Here is a 21,292-nt window from a genome sequence, read left to right as displayed (position 1 = left end):
TCCTCATGGTCCTTCGACGCGACCGCGCAGCCCGAGTTCACCGGCCGGATGCGCCACAGCAGGTTGCCCGAGCCGCTCCAGTTCACGAACGCTCCGCAGCCGCTGAGCGCGTAGCCGCTGCTCAGGCCCACCGTGTAGCTGGGGTGAGACTCGCGAGCCGGAGCGCGGAAGCCCCTTCGCGCTCCGGCCCGGCCTGACCCCCGCGCTGGCGCGCAGTCGCTCCAGCAGCTCCGTGACGACGGGCCGCACCGGAGCGTGCGCGCGTTGCACGGCATGCACCGTGTTGGTCAACGCGGGCTTGCCCCAGCTCACGACGGCCAGGCCGCGTCCCTTCGGGATGCAGAAGCCAGGGACGACGGCGACGCCCCGTCCCTGCGCCACCCACTCCAGGACCTCTTCCAGCTCCTCGAAGTGCGCGGTGCTGTACCAGTGCGGATGGCGCCGGCCGAAGTGGTGGCCCAGCCAGCGCCCCACCACGTAATCGCTCTCGTCGTACGTCACCAGCGGCACGTCCTGGAAGTGGTCCTGCTCACGCAGGCGCCGGGCCCAGGTCCGCCCCGCGACGAGCACGAGCTGCTCCTCGTAGACGGGCGTCAGCGTGAGCCGGGGATGCACCGTGCTCCGGAAGGAGAAGCCCACGTCCACCTGGCCCTCCAGCACCTGGCGGAAGACCTCCTCCGCCGACGGATAGCGCAGCGTCAGCGCCCGGTGCAGCGACTCCGACTCGCGCAGCAACGGGAAGAGCACGTAGCGGCCAAAGCCAGACACCGCTGCGAGCTCCAGCGGACGGTCCTCCTGGTCCCCCTGCAACACCGACTGCACGTCCCGGGCGAAGCCGCCGAGGAACCGGAAGAGCCGATCCGCCAGGGGCGTGGGCACGAGCCGCGCCGACCGGCGTTCGAACAGCGGCGCGCCGAGCGTCTCCTCCAGCCTGCGCAGTTGGTAACTCACCGTGGGCTGGGTGCGATGCAGGCGCGCCGAGGCTTCCGTCACGCCGCGACACTCATAGACGGTCACGAACGTGCGCAGGAAGGGGAGGTCCGGGAAGTCCATCGAAGCTTTCTATGGATTCAGGCCAGAACTATCAATTGGCCTCCACGCCGCGGAACGCGCACCGTTCCAGGCATGTCGAAAACGCTCCCGCTGGTGACCGTGGCGCTGCTCGCGGCCTGTGTCCGGACCGCTCCCCTCCCCTCTCCGGGGCCCTTCTCACGGCTGCACTCCCGCCCCGAGGAGGCCGTGCAGGCGTACTTCCAGGCCTCCGACACGGGCTCAAGCCGGCTGCTGCGCTCCGCGTTCCATCCGGACGTGCTCATGCACTGGGCGAACGAGGCTGACGGCTCGCCGCGGACGAAGACGCAACTGGAGTGGTGGCAGACCCTGGACGCGGATGCGAAGGCGCCCCAGCCCGCGACCGAGCGCAGGCAGGTGGTGCTCGACCGTGAGGGCCCGTTCGCGCTGATGGAGGCGGTCTCCCACTGGCCGGACCACTCGTTCGATGACCTGCTGCTCGTCGTGGAGACGCCGGTGGGCTGGCGCATCGTGGGCAAGGTGTTCCAGCGGCTCGCGCCCGGGGAGGCAGCGACCGCATCGCCGTCAGCGCAGCAGGAGATTCGCGCGGTGCTCGACGCGAAGATCGAAGCGCACGCGCTCTACAGCCATGCGCTGCTGCACCAATCCCATACGCCGGGCTGTCTCTATTACCGCGTGAACGTGGATGGTGTGCCCTTCGGGTGGGGGACTATCTCCGAGGCGGCGTCCCGCTACGCGGCGAACGCGGAGGCAGGCCTCCAGGACCGGGAGAGCCCCTGGAAGGTCCTGAACGTGGAGGTCCGGGGCAACGTGGCCGCCGCGAAGCTGGAGGTCCGGGTCGGGGGCGTGCGCTTCATCGACCACCTGCTGCTGGTGCGCACCGGTGGGCAGTGGCGGATCTCCGCCGCGGCCTGGGGCAACCCTGTTCCGCCTACGTGAGACAGTTGGGGTGGTGGGAGTCCACGGCCGGACGCTACTCCCGGAAGAAGGACTCTTGCTGGAAGCGCAGGCCCGCGAGGATCTGATCCACCCGCGCGTCGGAGAGCGCCCCGATGCGCTCACCGAGCCGGGCCTTCTCCACCGAGGACACCTGGGACACGACCACGACGCTCCGCTTGGCCAGGTGACCCTCTCCCTCGTCGAGCAGCACGTTGCCGGGCTCGCCCGCCTTCTTCAGGTTGGAGGTCAGCGCGCAGACGATGACGGTGTGGACGCGGGAGCGGTTGAAGACGTCGTCCTGGAGGACGACGTAGGGGTGGGCGATGGGCGGGACGGAGCCGCGCGCCTCGTCCGGCTCGCACCAGAAGAGGTCGCCCCGGCGGATGCGCTTCGGGCCCGTGCTCATGGGGCGGGTTGTCCCACACCGCATGGAAAGGGAGCAATCCTTCCCCGGCTCGCGCGTTGATTGTAGGCAGGGTACGCAGACGAGCTTGTGAGGAGTCACACCATGCGGTCCGTGTTCCGGGATGGCGAAGGGCGCTTGCGCAACGGCTGGAAGGTCCTGGCGTTCCTCCTGCCGACGTTCTTCCTGACGGGCCTGCTGCTCTGGAGCTGGACGGTGCTGCCCGAGCCCGTGAAGCCGTTCCTTCCCCACCCCTTCTTCGGGTTCCTGGCGGTGATGCTCGGGACGCTTGTCGCGCTCCGGCTCGAGCGCCAGCCGCTGGCGTCGCTCGGCATCTCCGTGGGCGTGGGCCCGGCCCGGCACCTGGGCGCGGGCGTCCTGGGCGGCATGGTCCTGGTGGGGCTCGTGGCCCTCGGCGGCTGGATGGCGGGTGGCTACCACCTGGAGCGCTCCGGGAACCCGCAGTGGGTCGCGGTCGTGAAGGGGGCGTGGCTGATGCTGGGCGTCGGCCTCTTCGAGGAGGCGCTGTTCCACGGCTACTTCTTCCAGCGCATCATCCGGGGCGTGGGCACGGTCTGGGCGCAGGTCATCGTGTCCCTCGTCTTCTGCCTCGCGCACCCCTTCAACACCCAGATGGACGTGCCCACGCGCATCGTGGCGATGCTCACCACCTTCCTCGCGGGCTGGATGCTGGGCCTGTGCTACCTGCGCACGCGGCACCTCGCGTTGCCGGTGGGCGTGCACATGGGCTGGAACTGGTTCCTGAGCGTGATGGGCTTCGGCGTGAGCGGCAATGAGTCCCGAGGCTGGTGGACGCCCGTCTTCCACGGCCGCCCGGAATGGCTCTCCGGCGGCGCCTACGGCCTGGAGGCGTCCATCTTCAGCGTCGCGGTGCTGACGCTGGCCATCATTGGCCTGACGCGCTGGAAGGGCCCAGCCGAGCGGGACAGCCAGCTTCCGCGAGAGGACTCTTCACTGGCGAGCAACGTGTAGAGGGACCGACACTATGGGTCTGGTGACTCGATCTGTTCAATCGCCAGGCCGCCGACGGAGCCTGGATGAAAACGCTCCACGGTCTCGCGGACGGCACTGAACCTACGAAGGACCTCCGGACTTGGAGGGGGCCCGCCTACCATGACCAGCGGCTTCAACTCGAATCCCTCGCGAAGCATCGGCGCGTGCCCCGGAAGGAGCTTCAACCGTTTCCGCTGCTCAATCATCCGGTTGATGGATTCGCGTAGTCCCGACTGAGCCTCGCGGAGTCTCCGCCATTGCTCAAGGTACCCCCAGAGCTGGATGGGTGCCGAGTAGAGGCCCGCCGCGTCACGACCGTGCTTCACTTCCATGATGAAGAGGTCGCCCTGAGGTGTCACCGCGAGTGCATCCACCTCGTTGCCTCGAAGTTCCTGGGAGCCCGTCTTGAGGCGCAGCTCTTGATTGCCAAGGAGGGATTGAGCAACCGGTGCGTGGCGCGCTCTCAGGTCATCATGTATTTCCTTTCGCATCCTCGCATTGGGATACCCGATGACGCATTCCCGGTCGATGACGCACCAGGGATCGGTCGTTCGAAAACCGGGCCCGTAACGTCTTGAGAGGCGTGTTTGCCAGGGCCCCTCTTGTCCCACCTTGCTCTTTTGTACCTGCAGATTGTCCCGGTAGGCATCCCACGTCGCGGCCAGTTGATGCGGAAGAGCCTGCGCGGAATTGGACTGAGTGGGAAAGAGAGCCAGAGCCGCGGCTTGCCCCCTATAGAATGCGTCGGCGGACAGCTTCACGGCCCCAGCCATCAACTTGATATCCAGCAGTTTGGTGAGCCCCAGGTACAGCGTGACGATATTGCCTTCACGCAAATGCACGTCGAGCGGCTCTCCATCCTTCGTTCCCGGCCGGGTCACGAGGAAATGTAGCGGCCCCCCAGGGGCAACCAATCCCTCCACCTCACGATCCAACAAGCGGTCGAAGCGGGGGTTCATCGACTCGCCAGGGTCACCGATCAGATTCGTTGAGACTGGAGGAGGGAGTGTCATTGTTCGCGCCGATGGATGTGGTGGGCGAGGCTAGGAGGCTGCAGTCAGAAGGCGATGTGCACCGATGGAGGTGGCACTGAGTTCTTCCCTGCCGAGCCGACGGCCCTTGTGGAACACCTGGGCCGCGACATACCCACCGTGCCGCGACGTGCCCGAAGCATCCCGCCACTGGCTGTGGGTGTTCGCTGTCATGAGCAGCAACCCTTTGCTTGAGAGATAGGCACGCTTGGCCTGCATGGCAGGAAGCTTGCTCGGCCGATGGGATGGGTTGGCGATGAGACGCCAATCGAGTGGCAAGTCGGGAACCCGCGGCTCAATCTCGTCTCCATTGCCATAGAGGGCATTCACCTCACCGCAGACCCACAACGATGCGCGCGTTTCCCAGGAACGGGCTCCACTGGAAAGTGCGCTCTTGAACTCACGCATCTTCTCGGTGGGTGCATTTCTTTTGCCTGCGTCCCCGCTCGTCACGAGCATTTGGACGACAGGCCCGAGCACTCCTCCTTTGTGGATCACATGCGTCCTCCAGGTAATGGGAGAGCGCGCTCCTTCATCCTTGAAAGCGCCCCCTTTCACTCCGCGCTTTCCTGATGCCGAGTCCGACTGCTCGGTGGGAAGCATCTCTAGAACGACCGTGCGGCCACCTGACGCGGCGATGACCTCCTCCGGTACCTTCTCGCCAACCAGAGTCCACCCAGGAAATTCAATCAAGTCCAGGCGCTGTGTTTCGGGGGCGCGGAGGATCTTGAGGACATCTGACAGACGCTTCTCGGATTGGCGCTGGATGGTCCTCACAAGCGCATCGGAAAGCGACTGGAAGCGGCGCTCAGGGATTTCCACGTACAACTCGACAAGGCCATAGCGAATGGACATGAGGAATCAATCCTGCCATTAGCGCGCCCGGGGACGCGGCCTCTTCGAGCGTGGCGGTGCCTCCGCTTCGGCCTGCGCGGCCAGGTACTCCGCGAACACGGCCTCGAAGGTCGCCGCGAACGCCCGGATGCGCGGCACCTTGCGCAGGTCCTTGTGCATCGTGAGGTAGAAGCGGAGCGACGGCAGCGGGGTCTCCAGCCGCACCCGGCTCAACTCCGGATGCGCCTTCTCCGCTCCGACCCCGAGCAGGACCAGCCCCATGCCGCCCTTCGCCGCGTGCAGCCGCGCCTCGTGTGAGTTCGAGCGGAAGGGAAACCGCGTAGCACCCCGCTGGATCAACCACTGCGAGGGGCCCTTCCCACGAGGCGTCTCGTCCTCGACGACGAAGTCCTGCTCCCGGTAGTCGTCCGCTCCCAGGAACCGCTTGGGAAGGAATCGCTGGAGGTAGTCCTCGCTCGCGTAGAGGCCGCTCACGACGTCGCCCAGGGGCTTGTCGATGAGCACCGGCCGCCTCGCACACCGATGTCCGCTTCGCGGGAGGACAGGTCCACGAAGCGGAGCTCCGAGATGACCTCGATGAGCGTCTCCGGATGCAGCCGCCGGAAGCGGGTGGCCGCCTCCGCCGCGCCGGTCAGGAAGCCATCCGGAAGCGAGATGCGGATCCGGCCCGCGTAGGGAGAGCTTCCCCCTTCATCACGCCGGTGCGCGCGAAGCGCCTGCTCGAAGTGCTCCGCCAGCGCGATGAGCTCCAGGGCTTCCTTCTCCAGCCAGACGCCCTGCGACGTGCGATGGACCAGCGGGCGCCCCAGGTCCTTCTCCAGCGCACCGATGCGCCGTGCCACCGTGGAGGTGGACAGGCCCAGCCGGAGTCCCGCGGCGAGGAAGCTGCCTGCCCGATGCACCTCGAGCAGGACGCGGAGGTCATCCCACGCGGGAGTCTTGTTTTCCATGCGTGGGCAGCACTCTAGGTCGCCGGGAGCGCGGGCGTCTTCGGCCGGGTCATCCGCGCAATGGCCTTCGCGCTCAACTCCCGGGAGAAGAACCGGGTGGCGAAGGACGCGAGCCGGTTGCCCAGGCCATGAATCACCGACGAGCGCCCGGCGATGAATGCCGTCAGCCCCACCGCCACCACGTCCTCGGGCCGGGCCTTGTGTCCTGGCGAAGCCCCCTCTCCCGACCGCTCGAAGAACGGCGTGTCCGTCGCGCCCGGCGAAAGGCAGAGCACCCGGACGCCACGAGCGCGGTACTCCGCCCAGAGCGCTTCGCTGAAGGACAGGACAAACGCCTTCGTCGCCCCATACACCGCCATGTACGGCGTCGGCTGGTACGCGGCCATCGAGGCCACGTGGATGACGCCGCCCTGCCGGCGCTCCAGCATGGGAAGGAAGACGTGCGTCAGCTCCACGAGCGCATGGACGTTGAGGTCGATCTGCCCGAGCTGGTCCTTCAAGGGCAGGACCTCGAAGCCACCGTGGAGCCCGTAGCCCGCGTTGCTCACCAGGACGTCGACTTCGAGCCCCTTCGCACGGACCGCTTCGAGGAGCCGCTGGGGTGCGCCCGGAGCGGTCAGGTCCGCCGGGAGGACGTGTGCGTTGCCCAGCTCCAAAGCGAGCGCCTCCAGCTTCGCCTCGCTCCGGGCCACCAGCACCAGCGTGGCGCCCCGCCGTGACAACTGCCGGGCGAACTGCTCGCCAATGCCCATGGACGCCCCTGTCACCAGCACCGTCCTGCCCGCGAAATCAAAAGGTTTCATGGCGCAAGGATGGGCGCCGGCCGCTCACGCAACAACGGCAAGCGGCGGACACCTGCTTTCCGGAAATGGAGAGCGGCGCACCGCTACTCGCGCGACGGCAGCGGCGGTCCCGGGCGCGGCGTGTAGACGTTCGCGCTCACGGAGCGCGCGGAGGCGGTGATGCCAATCAGGCTCTCCGCGTGGCCCAGGAAGAAGTAGCCCGTCTCCGGCAGCCGGGACAGCAGCCCCTGGATGACGCGCGTCCGGGCCTCCGTGCCGAAGTAGATGAGCACGTTGCGGCAGAAGATGATGTCGAAGGGCCCCAGCGGCCAGGTGGCCGGCGCGTGCAGGTTCGCGCGCGCGAAGCGCATGAACTGGCGCAGCTCCGGCCCCGCCGTCATCAGCCCCTCCTGGGTGCGCACGCCCTTGAGCATGTACTTGCGTAGCAGCACCGGCGGGATGCTCCGGGCCCGCTCGATGCTCCAGAGGCCCTCCTCCGCGCGCTTCACCGCCCAGGTGGACAGGTCCGTGGCGACGACCTCCAGGCTCCAGCCGGAGCCCTTGGGGAACGCCTCCAGCATCTCCATCGCCAGCGAGTACGGCTCCTCCCCCGTGGAGCACCCTGCGCTCCAGACGCGGATGCTCCGGGGCCGCTTGCCCTGCGCCGCCTGCACGGCCCACTCCGGGAAGACGTGGTCCCGCAGGAGCTCGAAGTGCCGGGGCTCGCGGAAGAAGGACGTCTCGTGGGTGCAGAGGCTGTCGAGCATCCGCACCTTCTCCGCCTCGTTCCCGCGCGAGGTGACATGCGCGTGGTACGCGGCGAAGGACGTCAGCCCCAGCTCGCGCAGGCGCCGCGACAGCCGGTTCGCCACCAGCGCGCTCTTGGCCGACGACAGGTGGATGCCGGCCTCCGCCTCCACCAGGCTCTGGAACAGCGCCAGCTCCGAGCGCGACAGCGCCGGAGGCAGCACCGAGGGCCAGGGGTCCTGCCCGCTCATCCCCTCACCCGTTGCCTGACGCTTCCGGGGCCGGCGGTGCCGCCGCGGGCTGCGACGGCGCGGCGGACGGGGCCTCCTCGGAGGCGGCCGTCAGCTTGAGCAGCTCCTCCAGCGACAGGAGCCGGTCCAGGTCCAAGAGCAGGATGAACGCGTCGTTGTGGCGGCCCATGCCCCGGAGGAACTCCAGCCGCACGCGCGTGCCGAAGGCCGGCGGCGGCTCGATTTCGTCGGGGCCCAGCTCCAGGACCTCGCGCACGGTGTCCGTGAGCAGCCCCAGCACCGTCTGCTGGCCGTCGAGCGCCACCTCCACGATGACGAAGCAGGACCAGCGCGTAATGGGCCGGGGCGGCAGCCCGAACTTCACCGCGAGGTCCACGACGGGCACCACGCTGCCGCGCAGGTTGATGACGCCCTGCACGGCCGCGGGCATGCCCGGCACGCGCGTGACGGGGCGGTACTCGATGATCTCCCGCACCCGCAGGAGGCCCACGGCGTACTCCTCGCCCGCGAGCATGAAGCTCAGGTAGCTGGACCTGCCGCCGCCCGGTTCGCTGGAAGGGTTCATGGTGCGCGCTCCTTCCTAGAACCGCTGGAAGTCATGGGGGGCCGGCGCTTCCGCGCCGTTCTGGAGCCGGGACAGCGCCGTGGGCGTGGACGCGCTGCCCAGCGCCCCCTGCGCCGCCGCCTGGAGCCCTCGGGCGGGCGAGGCCGGCAGCCGGGGCGCCGGAGCGCGCGGCGCGGCGTGGTGGTTGAAGCTGAAGCCCTCCGTGAGCCGGAAGAAGGTCATCATCTGCAGGAGGGACTCCGCCTGGGTGGCCATCTCCTCGGCGGTGGAGGACAGCTCCTCCGCGGCGGACGCGTTGCGCTGGGTGACCTGATCCACCTGCGTCATGGCGCGGTTCATCTGCGACACGCCGACGGACTGCTCGCGCGAGGCGTTGGTCACCTGCTGCACCAGCTCCGACGTGCGGCGGATGGCGGGCACCAGCTCCGTCAGCAGCTGGCCGCTGCGCTCGGCGACCTTCACGCTGGAGGTGGCCAGGCCACCAATCTCCTTCGCCGCTTTCTGGCTGCGCTCCGCCAGCTTGCGCACCTCCGTGGCCACGACGGAGAAGCCCCGGCCGTGCTCACCGGCGCGCGCGGCCTCCACGGCGGCGTTCAGCGCCAGCAGGTTCGTCTGGTAGGCGATCTCCTCCACGATGGAGATGCGCTCCGCGATGGCGTTCATCGCCTCCACGGTCTCCTTCACCGCGCGGCCGCTCTCCTCCGCGTCGCGGGCGCCCTTGAGGGCCGTCTGCTCCATCTCCCGGCTGTTCTCCGAGTTCTGGCGGATGCTCACGTTGAGCTGCTCCAGGCTGGCGGTGGTCTCCTCCACGGAGGCCGCCTGGGAGCTGGTGCCCTGCGACAGCCCCTGCGCGGCGGACGCCACCTGGAGGGACGCGGACGACAGCGAGCCCGCGGCGCCGCGCACCTCGCTGATGACGCCCGACAGCCGCTGGATCATGTCCCGCATGCTGCCCATCATCCGGCCCGTCTCGTCGGTGCCCCGCGTGACGATGTTCGCCGTGAGGTCGCCCGCCGTCACCTGCGCCGTCACCTGCACGGCCTCCGCCAGCGGCTGCACGATGCTGCGGGTGAGGAAGTAGGACAGCAGGGCCGCGAGCACCACGCCCAGGATGCCGCCCATGATGATGGTGTCGTACAGGTCCTCCACCATGCCCGCGGTGCGGGCGGAGCGCTCGGCCAGCAGGGCCGTCTCGTCGTCCGCCAGCTTGGTGAGCTGCATGCGGATGCGGTCCGCGGTCTGCTTGCCGCGCGCGGACTGCTCCACCGCGATGAGCTGCGCCAGCTCACCACGGCCCGCGGTGACCTCGCGGCGCTGGGCGATGAGCGGCTCCAGGTGCTGGGAGATCCACTGCTGCAACAGGTCGCGGATCTCCTGCTGGCGCTCCTGCTGGCGGTGGTCGCTCTGGGTGAGCTGGCGGATGTTGTCCAGGCTCTGGGTCACGCTCACCCGGGCCATGCTGTAGGGCTCCAGGAACTTGTCGTCGCCGGTGATGAGGAAGCCGCGCTGGCCCGTCTCCAGGTCGGCCATGTCCCCCTCCAGCGTGCGCACGGCGATGAGCACCTTCTGGCTTTCGGTGTCGCCCAGGGCGGTGACGGAGACCTTGATGATGGTCGTGTACACGACCACGACCAGCGCGATGATGATGGCGACCATCGCGCTGAAGGCGAGCGTGAGCTTCGCCGTGATGCTCAGATTGTTGAACATGGTGACAACTCCGGTAGGGCGACGGACCGCTACGACGGCCGGGGGGCGTTCGTGGGGGAAGGGGTTTCCAGGGGCGCGGGAGGACTGACCGCGGAGGCGGAGGCGTGGAGGATGGCCCTGCGCACCAGCGCGGGCGTGTCCAGCAACAGCCCCACGCGGCCGTCTCCCAGGATGGTGGAGCCGGAGATGCCGGGGATGCCCTGGAAGAGGCGCCCCAGGGGGCGGATGACGCGCTGGCCCTCGCCCTGGAGCTCATCCACCGCCAGCCCGATGACGCCGTCCGGGTGCTTGAGGACGACCACGTTCTCCCGGGCCGGCGTGCCGCCACCCAGGGAGAAGACCTGGCGAAGCCGCAGGTACGGCAGCGGCTGGCCACGCAACGACAGCACTCCGGAGGACTCCGCGGTGCGCTCCTCGGCGGGGACCTCCATGCACTCCTGCACGCCCTCGATGGGGACGACGTACACCTGGTCCCCCACGCCCATGGCGAAGCCCTGGATGACGGCGAGCGTGAGCGGCAGCCGCAAGGTCAGCGTGGTGCCCTGCCCCTCCTGGCTGTGGATGGCGACGGACCCGCGCAGGGCCTCGATGTCCCGGCGCACCACGTCCATGCCCACGCCGCGGCCGGACAGCTCCGTCACCTCGGTGGCGGTGGAGAAGCCGGGCTCGAAGATGAGGCGCAGCAGTTCGTCGTCGCGAAGCCGCTCGGGCGCCGCCACCAGGCCCTTCTGCCGCGCGCGCTCGCGCACGCGTTCGCGCTGGATGCCCCGGCCGTCGTCGGACAGCTCCACCACCACGCTGCCGGCGTCATGGTAGGCCTTGAGCCGCAGGCGGCCCCGGGGGTCCTTGCCCGCGGCGCGGCGCTCGTCCGGCGTCTCGATGCCGTGGTCCAGCGCGTTGCGCAGCAGGTGGAGCAGCGGGTCGCGCAGCGCGTCCAGCACCGCGGTGTCCAGCGTGGCGTCCTCGCCCTCCAGCTCCAGTTGGGCCAGCTTCTGCTGGGAGCGGGCCAGGTCGCGCACGGTGCGCAGGTGCTGGCGGAACAGCGGCCCCACCGGGACCATCCGCACCTTCATCACCTCTTCCTGGAGCGCCTCGAAGAGCGGATCCATCTCCCGCTGCTGGTTGAGCGCGTCCTCCCAACTGGCCCCGGACTCCTCCGCGCGGGCCAGGAACTGCGCCATGCGTCCGCGCGCCACGGACAGCTCCGCGGTGAGCGTGACGATGCGGTCCAGGCGCTCCAAATCCATGCGCGCACGGCTTCGCGCCGTGGTCCGCCCCTCCGGCAGGCGCGGCAGGCCGGTGGGGATGGGCGGCGCCTCCATGGGAGCGCCCGCGACGATGCCCTCGCGCAGCCGGACCAGGTGGGCCTGGTGCACCGCGCCCAGCGAGTCCACGCCCGCGAGCGACGCGCGGGACAGGTCGCGCAGGTGGTCCACCGCGGCGAGCAGCAGCGACACCCGCGTCTCGTCGGGCTCGAGGCGCCCGTCAATCAAGGCCTGGAGCAGGTCCTCGACGCCGTGCGTGTAGTCCGTCACGGCCTGGAAGCCGAGCGACGCCGCCGCGCCCTTGAGCGTGTGGGCCCCGCGCAGGATGTCCTGGAGCAGTCCTTCCGCCGGAGAGACCTCGAGCGCGATGAGGTTCTCTTCCATGGAGGCGACCAGGCCCTCCGCTTCATCCGCGAAGACGGCCAGCACCTTCTGCCATTCCGCGGCGGTATCCGACGTCACGTCCCCCGGTCCTGTCGTCACCTTCCGCCCCACGAGGGCGAGGGAGTCAGCACACGTATGGGGATGGGTGGAGGGTCCTTCAGGAACAGCGACACACGCCCCCCTTCCTCAAGATGCAAGGCATTGCCGTGAAGGTGGGCCGACCCTCAGGCGAGGAATCAATCGAGAAGTCAACAGTATCGAAACATACAAAAAGAAACAATGGCACAGGTGATTTCACGCATAGTTGGAATCAGCAGGGAACCGAGGGCTGGCCGAGAGACAGGACGTCCCAGGTCGTGCGAACGCTGTCTCCCGGGAGAGGGCGTCTCATCTCTCCGGAGTTACATGATTCAATCCCTTCCACACCCGACACACTGCGTCTCCTCTGTTCATCCCAGACATCGCACTCGTGCTCCGGGGTGATGTGGACACCCCGGGGGCGTGCGCGACGCTTTCCGCCGCGGAGGTCGAACCGCCGGAGGTGCTGCATGCCCAGCGTCATCGTGGTGGGAGGAGGCGTCGCGGGCCTGACGGCCGCGCACGAGCTGGTGGAGCGCGGCTTCGAGGTCCACGTGCACGACACGCGGACGAGCTGGGGCGGCAAGGCCCGCTCGCAGCCGGTGCCCGGGACGGGGACGGAGGGGCGGCGCGACCTGCCGGGCGAGCACGGCTTCCGCTTCTACCCGCGCTTCTACCGCCACGTCATCGACCAGATGCAGCGCACGCCCGCGGTGCCCGGCCAGGCCACGCCCACCGTGGAGCAGCGCCTCAAGGCCACCACGGAGAGCGCCATCGCGATGGTGGACGAGGACACGTGGTACCGGTTCTCGCGCCGCAAGCTCGACAAGCCCTACGACGTCGTGGAGGCGCTGGAGCTGTTCTTCCAGAAGCTGGACATCGACACGGCCGACGCCAGCCTGCACGGCCTCAAGATCCTGCAATTCCTTTCATCCAGTGATGCTCGCCGGTTTGGCCAGTATGAGCGGCTCTCCTGGTGGGACTACTGCCAGGGGGATTTGTACTCGCCCAAGCTCCAGCGGCTGCTGCGGGCCGTCCCCCGCACGATGGTGGCCATGGATCCACGGCGGGGCTCCGCGCGGACCCTTGGCACCATCTCCATGCAGCTCATCCTCGACTTCGCGCAGAGCGGGGTGAACAACGACCGGACGATGGGCGGGCCCACCAGCCAGATGTGGCTCGACCCCTGGGTTGCCCACCTGCGCTCGCTGGGCGTGCAATTCCACGCGGGCGTGCCCTGCTCCGGGTTCGACGTCGAGGGCGGGCGCATTTCCCGGGTGCGCTTCGCCAACGGCGAGTCACGCGCCGCGGACCACTACGTGCTCGCGGTGCCGCTGGAGGCGGCGCATGCGCTCATCACGCCGGAGCTGGCCGCGTTGGACCCGGCGCTGGCGCGGCTGCGCGCGGCGGACGTGGAGCAACTGGTGTCGTGGATGGTGGGGATGCAGTTCTTCCTCTACGAGGACGTGCCGCTGGTCCGGGGCCACACCTTCTATCCAGACTCGCCGTGGGCGCTGACGTCCATCTCGCAGCCGCAGTTCTGGCGCGAGCTGGGGCTGTTCCGCCGCCAGTTCGGGGACGGGCAGGTGGGCGGGCTGCTGTCCGTGGACATCTCGGATTGGAATACGCCCGGCACGTTCGTGCCGAAGCGCGCGAAGGACTGCACGCCGGAGGAGCTGAAGACAGAGGTCTGGGGACAGCTCAAGGCGGCGCTCAACGGCCGGGACGCGGAGGAGCAGGTGCTGACCGACGAGCTGCTGCACTCCTTCCACCTGGACGCGGACCTGGACTACGGCCGCGGGCTGCCGCCGCGCAACACCTCCGGCCTGCTGGTCCACCCACCGGGCTCCTGGGACACGCGTCCGGAGGCCGCGTGCGCCATTCCTAATCTCTGTCTCGCGGGGGACTTCGTCCGCACGCACACGGACCTGGCCTCCATGGAGGGGGCGTGCGAGGCGGGCCGCCGCGCGGTCAATGCCATCCTCGACCGGACGGGCTCGCGGGCCCGCCACGCGGACGTGTGGCCGCTGGAGGAGCCGGCGTGGCTGGAGCCGTGGAAGCGCCTGGACGCGGAGCTGTATGAGCGCGAACGCCCGCACGTCTTCGAGCTGCTCGGCCTGCGCACCGCGCTCCAGGCCTCGGACGTGCTGCGCCGGTTCGCGACCGTCACGGGGCTGACCCGGGTGGATGACTGGATGGATCAATTCCGCGTCAGCGGCATGGTGGACACGCTGCTGGCGCGGCTGGGCATCCGCTGAAGCGCCGCACCCGGGCTACTGGAGCGACGGCTGCTCCGGCTCCTGCTTGCCGGTCCGGGCCTGGGCGTATTCCTCCGCGCCAGTGAAGTCGACGACGCGGCAGGGCTCATCCCCCACGACCCAGGCGTCATGGCCCGCCGGGACGAAGGCGACGTCACCCGGCTCCAAGTCCAGCTCCTGGCCGTCGCGCATCTGGATGTGCAGCCGGCCGGACAGGACGCTGAGGGTGTGGACCACCTCGCAGCTCTCCGTGCCCGCGATGGGCTTCACGTCCTTCGACCATTGCCAGCCGGGCTCGAAATATCCCCGGCCAATCGTGAGCGCTCCGAGGTTCAGGACGGTGGCCTCTCCGTGCGCGAGGAAGGGCCGGCGCTCGTCCGCCTCGTTGGCCTTCTTGATGATGGCGCGTGCCATGGTGCAATCCCTCCAGGTGAATGGGTCCCAGGAGAGAAGCTGGGGGCCCCGCGCGCTGGAGGAAAGGGTTGGAGCCCGCACAAGGCATTGGACTGGAGCACGGGGTGTAGCGCCCGCCTCCACCTCCGTACCTTCGTGCCGCGGCAGCCGCCCGCGTCCCAAGGGAGTTGAGCCATGCGCCTTCCGTCGTGCCTTGCCCTGTGGGCATGTCTGGTCATCGCGCAGGGATGCCGCACGCACACCGAGCCGCCTCCCGCGCCGCCGGCGACGCCGCCCACGGCCACCGCCCGGCCGCTCCACCTGGCGAAGCCAGACGCCATCGAGTTCGAGTTCGGACGGCCCCAGGCCACCGCCTGCAACTGCTTCAGCGCGGACCCGGCCTCCAAGGAGGTGAAGGAGGGAGGCGCGTGCGCCACGCCCCGCTTCGGCGCGTACCTGCTCGCGCTGACGTGGGCGCCCACCTTCTGCCGGACCCACCCGGACAAGGAGGAGTGCGAGCACCTGGAAGACGCCTTCGGCGCGACGCACCTCACCATCCATGGGCTGTGGCCCCAGTTCACCGACGCGGAGGCGCAGGCGCAGCACTGCACCTATCCGGCGTTCTGCGGAGGGCTCTGTGAATGCCAGGGCACCAACGCCCCTTCGCGCTGCTTCCCGGACCCCGCCACGATTCCGCCCGCCATGAGCACCTACGGCCCGGGCTTCATCACGGACAACTTCTTCCTCGCGAACCACGAGTGGCCCAAGCACGGCAGCTGCACGGGGATGGATGCCCGGACGTACTTCCAGAGCAACATCGACGCGCTGCTGTCATTGCCGGGCGACCAGGGGACGCCGGCGGCAATCACGAACAACGTCGGTGGCGGCGTGGCGGTGGAGGAGCTGCGCGCGTCGTTCGGTCAGGCGGACAGCGTCGCCCTGAGCTGCGACCCGGGCTGCAACCTCACCGAGGTGGGCGTCTGCTTTTCAGTCGACGAACAACGGCGCCCCGCGGGGCGCATGACGTGCCCGAAGAACGTGACCAGCGGCGCCACCAACAGCTGCGTGGGCAATGGCTCACAACCCCGCTGCCCCACCGTGAAGATCCAGGCCGCGAAGCCCTTCGACGGCGGCGGGGGCGGAGGCGGACCGTCCTCCACCTGCGGACAGCCGGGCCAGGGCCCCGCGTGCACGAATGATCAGCTCTGCCAGAACCAGGGCTGGGTGCGCTGCGCGCGCTCCGGGTGCTGCACCACCGTGCCCAAGCGCTGAAAGCTCAGGCCACGGCCTGGAGGTCCGCGTCGCGCGGCACCTTCGAGGCGGCGACGCGCACCACCTCCGGGCTCGCGCCGTCCTTGTGGGCGTTCTCGCTGAGGTGCCGGCGCCAGGCGCGCGCGCCGGGCAGGCCCTGGAAGAGGCCCAGCATGTGCCGGGTGATGGCGCCCAGCGGCGCCCCCTGGCTCAGCTGCGCCTCGATGTACGGCAGCATCGCGTCCACCACCTCGTGCCGCGTGAGGGGCGCCTGCGTGCTTCCGAAGAAGCGCCGGTCCGCGTCCGCCAGCAGGTACGGGGACTCGTAGGGCGCGCGGCCCATCATCACGCCGTCCACGCGGCCCAGGTGCTCCGCGGCCGCGTCCAGCGTCTTGATGCCGCCGTTGAGGGTGATGTCCAGGTGGGGGTACTCGGCCTTGAGCCGGTGCACCAGCTCGTAGCGCAGGGGCGGCACGTCCCGGTTCTCCTTGGGGGACAGGCCCTGCAGCCACGCCTTGCGCGCGTGCACGATGAAGCGCGTGCAGCCCGCCGCGGAGACGCGCCGCACGAAGTCCTCCAGCGTGGACCACTCCTCCATGTCGTCGATGGCGATGCGCGACTTCACCGTCACCGGGATGCGCACCGCCTCGCGCATGGCGGTGACACCACGCGCCACCAGGTCCGGCTCCGCCATGAGGCACGCGCCGAAGCGGCCGGACTGCACGCGGTCGCTGGGGCAGCCCACGTTGAGGTTGATCTCGTCGTAGCCCCACTCTTCGCCAATGCGCGCGGAGGCGGCCAGGTCCGCGGGCTCCGAGCCACCCAACTGGAGGGCCACCGGGTGCTCGGCGGGCGTGAAGCCCAGCAGCCGGTCGCGCTTGCCGTGGAGCACCGCGCCCGTGGTCACCATCTCCGTGTAGAGCAGCGTGTGCCGGGAGATGAGCCGGAAGAAGTACCGGCAGTGCCGGTCCGTCCAGTCCATCATCGGCGCGACACACAGCGGCATGGGGTAGGCCAGGGCAGTCATCGCCCTACCCATATCCGGACTCCCGCCGTCCGCCCAGGGTCTCCCGAGGCCCCCTCCGGAAGCAGGCGGACGACCGAGCTGCCGCGCCCCTATGCTCGCGGGCCATGTCCCCTGCCCCGCCCTGGCTCCCCGCCGTCCGGAACAACGCGGACTGGTGCGACGCCGTCTGCCGCGCCCATGGCCGCCCGGGCCGGTTCGAGCCCGGCCTCTGGCTCAACCCCGCGCCGGTGCCGGCCTTCTATCCCAACGCCGTCACGCTCACGGCCGGGCCCCCGGAGCACACCCGCCAGGCCCTGTCCCGCCTGGACCCGCCGGGCCGCTGGGGCGTGAAGGACAGCTTCGCCACGCTGGACCTCTCCGCGCTCGGCTTCGACGTGCTGTTCGAGGCCCGGTGGATCCACCTGGAGGCCACCGCGTCCGTGCCGGATCCGGCTTCAGGCCTGGAGTGGCGCACGGTGCGGACACCGGCGGAGCTGGAGGCCTGGGAGGCGGCCTGGAGCGGGCTGCCCGAGGGAGCCCGGCCGGGCGCGCGCGTGTTTCCGCCCGCGCTGCTTCAAGAGGAGGGCGTCGTCTTCCTCGCGGCGGGGACCGGGGCCCGCCCGCTGGCCGGAGGCATCGCGTCGTTCGCCTCGGGGGCCGTCGGACTGTCGAACACGTTCCGGGCGGAGGGCGCGCCCTCCTCGCTGGACGCGGAGCTGGTCGCGCGGATCCGCGCGCGTTTCCCGGGACAGCGCCTCGTCGGCTACGAGCACGGCGAGGCGCTCGACGCGTGGTGCGCCGTGGGCTTCCAGCCCGGGGGACCGCTGCGGGTGTGGCTCAAGCGGGAGGGCTGAGCACCACGCCCTGCTCCGCGAGCCACGCGTCCACCAGCCGCTGGCCCGCGTCCGTCAGCGTGAAGCCCAAGCCGCTCCACTGCTGGCCGTTGAGCATCACCACCTGGCCCAGCGCGCGGGCGAAGGCGATCTCCGGCGCGGCGTGCTTGAGCAGCGCGCCCGCGTAGTGGTGGAGGAACAGGTCGAAGTTCTTCGCGAAGTCCGGGTGCCCCGGCAGCGAGTCGCTGCGCGTGTCCGCCGCCACGTCATACGCCTGGATGAACGCGCCGAAGCCCAGCACCTCCACCAGGAACGCGTGCATCCGCGCCTGCCCCCGCACCCGGCCGGGCAGCCACCGCTCCGGCCCCGCCGACGTCTGGAAGGTCCACAGCCCCCGGTGACGCGTGGCGGCGAACGGCAGGCCCCCACCTCCCTGCCGCTCGAGCCGGGCCACGCGGCGGTGCACCCGTGAAGGTGTCGCCTCGGAACGCGCGGGAAAGTAGACGATGACCGCCGGGGCCGAGCGGGCGCAGTTCATGAGGGACATGACTCCAGAGGGGAACACCTGCACCGGAATTATCCGGCGCCAGCGCCCAGGAGTTGCTTCCCAACCAACGCTTTTCAGGGGCTGCCCGGCATGGGCCCGGCGAGCGCCTCCACGGCCTCCGGGAGCGCGCCCCGCGACAGGGCGACCTGGAGGGTCTCCAGTTGGGCGGACACCACCGCGCGCGACACCTTGGCGCCCGCGCCGTCGCGCACCAGCAGGTCCAGGGTGGCCTGGGCCAGCAAGAGCGGCAGCGTGGTGAAGGCGAGCACGTCCCGGGGCGCTCCGGCCAGGTGCAGGGACCGCACGTAGCGCGCCGCCGCGACCAGGTCCTCGCCGGCGAGCCGCTCCACGTCCTGGAGCTGCACGCCCTCCGGCAGCCACACGCGGCCCTCCTTCCGGTCCTGCCGCGCGTCCTTGAGGATGTTGACCAGTTGCAGCCCCTCACCGAACAGCGGGGCCAGCGAGCGCAGGTTCGGCGCGTACGGCGCGAGGCGCGGATCCAGGACGAACAGGTCCGTGAGCAGCTCGCCCACCAGTCCCGCCACGATGTAGCAATAGTCACGCAGGGACTGGAGTGACTCCAGCCGCAACAGCCCGCTCTCGGAGGCACCGGCCAGCACCTGCCCCATGCCCTGCACCGTCTTCAGCACGAAGTGGCGCAGGATTGCGCCGGCCTCCGGGCGCAGTGCGTCCAGGCTCGCCAGCAGCGTGGGGGTGCTCGCGAGGAGGTCCAGGTAGCCGGCGTTCTCGGAGGGGCGGCGCGACAGCCACTCGCGCGACAGCGCCTCGGCGTCCACGCCCGGCGTCTCCTGGAGCAGCGACGCGAAGGCGGCCAGGGCCTCGCGCCGCTCGTCGCGCGTCCAGGGCGCGGCGTCCTCCAGCGTGTCGGCGACGCGCAGGAGCAGGTAGCCCAGGCCCACCTCCCGGCGCAGCGGCTCTTCGAGCAGCGGGATGGCGAGCGCGAACGTGCGGCTGGTCCGCTCAAGGAAGTCCGCCAGCTCTTCGTCCCGGAACGGCAGGGCCGTCACGGTGGGGGCGTCACTCAAAGGAACCGTCCTCCGGACACGGGCGCGATGTCGCCGCCCGGGGGCCCTCACTGCCACAAGCCATCCACCGACACACGCGAGAACGTGCGCGCCCGGCGCGCGGGTCCCCCAGCGGACACCGCGCGCCCGGCCTTCGGAGGAAACGTCAGGGCGCCGGAGCGACCGTCGGCTTCGGGGCCGCGGGCTGCACGGGCGCGGCCGGCGGCGCGGGGGGCACGGGCGCGGCGGCGGGCTTCGGCTCCGGCTTCTCGTGCGACTCCAGCATCTTGCCGTTGTCGGCCGCGATGCGGCGGTACCACGCGTCCGGGTAGCGCGGGTGGCCCACCTTGCCCGTGGCGTCGCGCACGTTGCCGTCGATGTACTTCACGAGCATCTGCTCGCCCAGCTTGCGCCAGCGCGCGTGGACCTTGTCGCCCTGCTGCATGGAGTACTCGGTGAGGTACTGACGGGCCTGCTCCGGCGTCCGCTTGTAGAGCACCTGCGCGACGCTCTCCACGTTGGCCTGATCCGCCAGGAACTGGCCCTCCAGGTCGCCCTGCGCCTTCTGCACGTCGACAATCATGTCGCTCCAGCGCCCGTAGGCCTGGTTCGACACCCAGTTGAAGACCCAGAAGGACGAGTCCCAGGAGAAGTCACCCCGGCTGGCCACGCCCTGCGCGAAGTTCTTCGGCACCTGCCGGATGCCCGCGTACATGGGCGTGTAGACGGTGGTGAAGGTGTCGTCCACGCCGAACCAGAGCACGCCGCCAATGGCGTCCGGCAGCGACGAGCGCATCTGCGCGACGAAGGAGAAGCCCGTCTGCTGCGTGGAGATGGCGCGCTCGTGCACGTAGCTCTTGCCGTCCACGTCCCACGTCATCGGGCGCCAGCGGTAGGGCACCGCGTAGGGCCCCGCGCCCACGTCCTTGGACATGTCCAGTGGCGTGCCCTCGTAGTGGTCGCGCATGAGCGCCATGGCGTCCTGCACGGACACCTTCTTGTCCGGCTTCACCCACAGGGGCAGGCGCTTCGTCGTGTCCGCGCCGTCCGCGTACTCCACGCCCAGCTTCAGGGACGGGGCCGCGCGGCGGAAGATGCTCCACACGCGCGCCTCGCTGAAGCGCTGCCCGCCGAAGTCCAGCGGGTGGTACGTGTCCGCGAAGCTGAAGTCCTTGTCCGCGCCCGTGTACCAGCCCTTCGCGCGCGCGAAGGTGATGACGTCCGGCGAGTACAGCGTGGTGGAGCTGTCGTTGAGCGGGAACTGGCGGATGCGCGACTGGTTGGCGTGCGCGGAGATGTAGCCGTCCGGCAGCCTGCGGGCCACCCACACCGCGCCCTTCTGCCCCGCGCCCTTGCCAATCATCTCCAGGATCCACGCCTCCTTCGGGTCGGCGATGGAGAACGTCTCACCCGTGGAGGCGTAGCCGTGCTCGGCGACCAGGTCCGTCATCACCTGGATGGCCTCGCGGGCCGTCTTCGCGCGCTCCAGCGCGATGTAGATGAGCGAGCCGTAGTCGATGAGGCCCGCGGGCCCCTCCAGCTCCTTGCGGCCCGTGAAGGTGGACTCGCTGATGGAGAGCTGGTGCTCGTTCATGTTGCCCACCACGGAGTACGTGGCGGCCGGCTGCTTGATGCGGCCCAGGAACTTGCCGGAGTCCCACTCCACGACGTCGCGCATGGCCCCAGCGGCGTGGCGGCGCGCGGGCGTGTAGTACAGCTCACCGTACAGCTCGTGCGCGTCCGCCGCGTAGGTGATGAACGTGGAGCCGTCCGTCGTGGCGCCCTTCGTCACCAGCATGCTGGTGCAGGCGTCCGAGACGACGGGGGCCACGAGCACCGCCGTCAGCGGCAGCGCGGTGAGGAGGGTCGAAGGGAATCGGTTCATGGCGGCGCAATCTAGCAGGACCGTCGCCCGCTGCCCGCCCGGGCAGGTTGCCCGACCGTCAGGCACCCGGGCCCCCGCCGCCTGGCACCAT

At 69.9% G+C, this 21,292-nt stretch carries 21 protein-coding genes; 5 read left to right on the top strand and 16 right to left on the bottom strand.

Annotated features, from left to right (window positions below; translation table 11 throughout):
* Positions 1 to 3: 3 nt before the first annotated feature.
* A complete protein-coding gene (locus JYK02_RS28760) occupies positions 4 to 1,053 on the bottom strand; it encodes a LysR family transcriptional regulator (RefSeq protein WP_242589315.1) in 1,050 nt (349 codons plus the stop codon).
* Positions 1,054 to 1,125: 72 nt separating this feature from the next.
* Here JYK02_RS28760 and JYK02_RS28755 point away from each other — a divergent pair, with 72 nt between their 5' ends.
* Positions 1,126 to 1,971: a nuclear transport factor 2 family protein gene (locus JYK02_RS28755; RefSeq protein ID WP_207055822.1), complete on the top strand. Its 846-nt coding sequence runs from the start codon at positions 1,126 to 1,128 to the stop codon at positions 1,969 to 1,971.
* 34 nt (positions 1,972 to 2,005) lie between these two features.
* On the opposite strand, the gene JYK02_RS28750 is transcribed toward JYK02_RS28755, so the two are convergent.
* Positions 2,006 to 2,377, bottom strand: a complete 372-nt coding sequence (locus tag JYK02_RS28750; RefSeq protein WP_207055820.1) for a type II toxin-antitoxin system PemK/MazF family toxin — start codon at positions 2,375 to 2,377, stop codon at positions 2,006 to 2,008.
* Positions 2,378 to 2,479: 102 nt separating this feature from the next.
* On the opposite strand from JYK02_RS28750, the gene JYK02_RS28745 reads away from it, so the two are divergent.
* A complete protein-coding gene (locus JYK02_RS28745) occupies positions 2,480 to 3,367 on the top strand; it encodes a CPBP family intramembrane glutamic endopeptidase (protein ID WP_207055818.1) in 888 nt (295 codons plus the stop codon).
* A gap of 11 nt (positions 3,368 to 3,378) precedes the next feature.
* On the opposite strand, the gene JYK02_RS28740 is transcribed toward JYK02_RS28745, so the two are convergent.
* From JYK02_RS28740 to JYK02_RS28700, 9 genes are all read right to left on the bottom strand, one after another.
* The gene (locus JYK02_RS28740) at positions 3,379 to 4,347 is read right to left on the bottom strand and encodes a hypothetical protein (protein WP_207055816.1); all 969 of its coding nucleotides are present in this window, start codon (positions 4,345 to 4,347) and stop codon (positions 3,379 to 3,381) included.
* Positions 4,348 to 4,431: 84 nt separating this feature from the next.
* Positions 4,432 to 5,274: a hypothetical protein gene (locus tag JYK02_RS28735; RefSeq protein WP_207055815.1), complete on the bottom strand. Its 843-nt coding sequence runs from the start codon at positions 5,272 to 5,274 to the stop codon at positions 4,432 to 4,434.
* Positions 5,275 to 5,292: 18 nt separating this feature from the next.
* A complete protein-coding gene (locus JYK02_RS28730; RefSeq protein ID WP_207055813.1) occupies positions 5,293 to 5,778 on the bottom strand; it encodes a LysR substrate-binding domain-containing protein in 486 nt (161 codons plus the stop codon).
* On the bottom strand, positions 5,745 to 6,224 hold the full coding sequence (locus JYK02_RS28725; RefSeq protein ID WP_207055811.1) for a LysR family transcriptional regulator: 480 nt from the start codon (positions 6,222 to 6,224) through the stop codon (positions 5,745 to 5,747). Before JYK02_RS28725 ends, JYK02_RS28730 begins: the two co-directional genes overlap by 34 nt.
* 14 nt (positions 6,225 to 6,238) lie before the next feature.
* Positions 6,239 to 7,027 carry an SDR family NAD(P)-dependent oxidoreductase gene (locus JYK02_RS28720; protein WP_207055809.1) on the bottom strand — a complete coding sequence of 263 codons (789 nt, stop codon included), beginning with the start codon at positions 7,025 to 7,027 and terminating at the stop codon, positions 6,239 to 6,241.
* Between the two features lie 83 nt (positions 7,028 to 7,110).
* The gene (locus tag JYK02_RS28715) at positions 7,111 to 8,004 is read right to left on the bottom strand and encodes a CheR family methyltransferase (protein WP_207055807.1); all 894 of its coding nucleotides are present in this window, start codon (positions 8,002 to 8,004) and stop codon (positions 7,111 to 7,113) included.
* A 4-nt stretch (positions 8,005 to 8,008) separates the two neighbouring features.
* Complete coding sequence (locus tag JYK02_RS28710; RefSeq protein WP_207055805.1) at positions 8,009 to 8,569, bottom strand: chemotaxis protein CheW; 561 nt, start codon at positions 8,567 to 8,569, stop codon at positions 8,009 to 8,011.
* Positions 8,570 to 8,584: 15 nt separating this feature from the next.
* A complete protein-coding gene (locus JYK02_RS28705; protein ID WP_207055803.1) occupies positions 8,585 to 10,276 on the bottom strand; it encodes a methyl-accepting chemotaxis protein in 1,692 nt (563 codons plus the stop codon).
* Positions 10,277 to 10,305: 29 nt separating this feature from the next.
* Positions 10,306 to 12,003 (bottom strand): chemotaxis protein CheA, encoded by a 1,698-nt coding sequence (locus JYK02_RS28700; RefSeq protein WP_347402607.1) that lies wholly within the window; start codon positions 12,001 to 12,003, stop codon positions 10,306 to 10,308.
* A 470-nt stretch (positions 12,004 to 12,473) separates the two neighbouring features.
* On the opposite strand from JYK02_RS28700, the gene JYK02_RS28695 reads away from it, so the two are divergent.
* On the top strand, positions 12,474 to 14,261 hold the full coding sequence (locus tag JYK02_RS28695; RefSeq protein WP_207055799.1) for a hydroxysqualene dehydroxylase: 1,788 nt from the start codon (positions 12,474 to 12,476) through the stop codon (positions 14,259 to 14,261).
* A gap of 15 nt (positions 14,262 to 14,276) precedes the next feature.
* On the opposite strand, the gene JYK02_RS28690 is transcribed toward JYK02_RS28695, so the two are convergent.
* Positions 14,277 to 14,675 (bottom strand): cupin domain-containing protein, encoded by a 399-nt coding sequence (locus JYK02_RS28690; RefSeq protein ID WP_207055798.1) that lies wholly within the window; start codon positions 14,673 to 14,675, stop codon positions 14,277 to 14,279.
* A 174-nt stretch (positions 14,676 to 14,849) separates the two neighbouring features.
* Between JYK02_RS28690 and JYK02_RS28685 the strand changes: the two genes are divergently transcribed.
* Complete coding sequence (locus JYK02_RS28685) at positions 14,850 to 15,926, top strand: ribonuclease T2 family protein (RefSeq protein WP_207055797.1); 1,077 nt, start codon at positions 14,850 to 14,852, stop codon at positions 15,924 to 15,926.
* A gap of 4 nt (positions 15,927 to 15,930) precedes the next feature.
* Here JYK02_RS28685 and dusA read toward each other — a convergent pair whose 3' ends face one another.
* Positions 15,931 to 16,932 carry a tRNA dihydrouridine(20/20a) synthase DusA gene (dusA, locus tag JYK02_RS28680; RefSeq protein ID WP_242589314.1) on the bottom strand — a complete coding sequence of 334 codons (1,002 nt, stop codon included), beginning with the start codon at positions 16,930 to 16,932 and terminating at the stop codon, positions 15,931 to 15,933.
* A 104-nt stretch (positions 16,933 to 17,036) separates the two neighbouring features.
* Between dusA and JYK02_RS28675 the strand changes: the two genes are divergently transcribed.
* Complete coding sequence (locus JYK02_RS28675; RefSeq protein WP_207055795.1) at positions 17,037 to 17,765, top strand: hypothetical protein; 729 nt, start codon at positions 17,037 to 17,039, stop codon at positions 17,763 to 17,765.
* On the opposite strand, the gene JYK02_RS28670 is transcribed toward JYK02_RS28675, so the two are convergent.
* The 3 genes from JYK02_RS28670 to JYK02_RS28660 all read right to left on the bottom strand — a co-directional run bounded on the left by JYK02_RS28670 (position 17,749) and on the right by JYK02_RS28660 (position 21,201).
* Positions 17,749 to 18,291, bottom strand: coding sequence for a hypothetical protein (locus JYK02_RS28670; RefSeq protein ID WP_207055794.1), 543 nt, complete (start codon positions 18,289 to 18,291; stop codon positions 17,749 to 17,751). The two genes, JYK02_RS28675 and JYK02_RS28670, sit on opposite strands and share 17 nt — an antisense overlap.
* 74 nt (positions 18,292 to 18,365) lie before the next feature.
* On the bottom strand, positions 18,366 to 19,337 hold the full coding sequence (locus tag JYK02_RS28665; RefSeq protein WP_207055793.1) for a squalene/phytoene synthase family protein: 972 nt from the start codon (positions 19,335 to 19,337) through the stop codon (positions 18,366 to 18,368).
* Between the two features lie 145 nt (positions 19,338 to 19,482).
* Positions 19,483 to 21,201: a dipeptidase gene (locus JYK02_RS28660; RefSeq protein ID WP_207055792.1), complete on the bottom strand. Its 1,719-nt coding sequence runs from the start codon at positions 21,199 to 21,201 to the stop codon at positions 19,483 to 19,485.
* Between the last annotated feature and the right edge of the window lie 91 nt (positions 21,202 to 21,292).

It is taken from the genome of Corallococcus macrosporus (assembly GCF_017302985.1).
Classification (GTDB): Bacteria; Myxococcota; Myxococcia; order Myxococcales; family Myxococcaceae; genus Corallococcus; species Corallococcus macrosporus_A.
Note: the sequence above shows the minus strand (reverse complement) of the source record. Positions and strands in the feature narration are given on the sequence as shown.

Excerpts from the sequence above, each read along its gene's own strand:
- JYK02_RS28760 (WP_242589315.1), bottom strand. The coding sequence starts at position 1,053 with ATGGACTTCCCGGACCTCCCCTTCCTGCGCACGTTCGTGACCGTCTAT.
- JYK02_RS28705 (WP_207055803.1), bottom strand. The coding sequence starts at position 10,276 with ATGTTCAACAATCTGAGCATCACGGCGAAGCTCACGCTCGCCTTCAGC.
- JYK02_RS28670 (WP_207055794.1), bottom strand. The coding sequence starts at position 18,291 with ATGTCCCTCATGAACTGCGCCCGCTCGGCCCCGGCGGTCATCGTCTAC.
- JYK02_RS28690 (WP_207055798.1), bottom strand. The coding sequence starts at position 14,675 with ATGGCACGCGCCATCATCAAGAAGGCCAACGAGGCGGACGAGCGCCGG.
- JYK02_RS28725 (WP_207055811.1), bottom strand. The coding sequence starts at position 6,224 with ATGGAAAACAAGACTCCCGCGTGGGATGACCTCCGCGTCCTGCTCGAG.
- JYK02_RS28740 (WP_207055816.1), bottom strand. The coding sequence starts at position 4,347 with ATGAACCCCCGCTTCGACCGCTTGTTGGATCGTGAGGTGGAGGGATTG.
- JYK02_RS28735 (WP_207055815.1), bottom strand. The coding sequence starts at position 5,274 with ATGTCCATTCGCTATGGCCTTGTCGAGTTGTACGTGGAAATCCCTGAG.
- JYK02_RS28715 (WP_207055807.1), bottom strand. The coding sequence starts at position 8,004 with ATGAGCGGGCAGGACCCCTGGCCCTCGGTGCTGCCTCCGGCGCTGTCG.
- JYK02_RS28685 (WP_207055797.1), top strand. The coding sequence starts at position 14,850 with ATGCGCCTTCCGTCGTGCCTTGCCCTGTGGGCATGTCTGGTCATCGCG.
- JYK02_RS28750 (WP_207055820.1), bottom strand. The coding sequence starts at position 2,377 with ATGAGCACGGGCCCGAAGCGCATCCGCCGGGGCGACCTCTTCTGGTGC.
- JYK02_RS28660 (WP_207055792.1), bottom strand. The coding sequence starts at position 21,201 with ATGAACCGATTCCCTTCGACCCTCCTCACCGCGCTGCCGCTGACGGCG.
- JYK02_RS28675 (WP_207055795.1), top strand. The coding sequence starts at position 17,037 with ATGTCCCCTGCCCCGCCCTGGCTCCCCGCCGTCCGGAACAACGCGGAC.
- JYK02_RS28695 (WP_207055799.1), top strand. The coding sequence starts at position 12,474 with ATGCCCAGCGTCATCGTGGTGGGAGGAGGCGTCGCGGGCCTGACGGCC.
- JYK02_RS28745 (WP_207055818.1), top strand. The coding sequence starts at position 2,480 with ATGCGGTCCGTGTTCCGGGATGGCGAAGGGCGCTTGCGCAACGGCTGG.
- JYK02_RS28755 (WP_207055822.1), top strand. The coding sequence starts at position 1,126 with ATGTCGAAAACGCTCCCGCTGGTGACCGTGGCGCTGCTCGCGGCCTGT.
- JYK02_RS28710 (WP_207055805.1), bottom strand. The coding sequence starts at position 8,569 with ATGAACCCTTCCAGCGAACCGGGCGGCGGCAGGTCCAGCTACCTGAGC.
- JYK02_RS28720 (WP_207055809.1), bottom strand. The coding sequence starts at position 7,027 with ATGAAACCTTTTGATTTCGCGGGCAGGACGGTGCTGGTGACAGGGGCG.
- dusA (WP_242589314.1), bottom strand. The coding sequence starts at position 16,932 with ATGACTGCCCTGGCCTACCCCATGCCGCTGTGTGTCGCGCCGATGATG.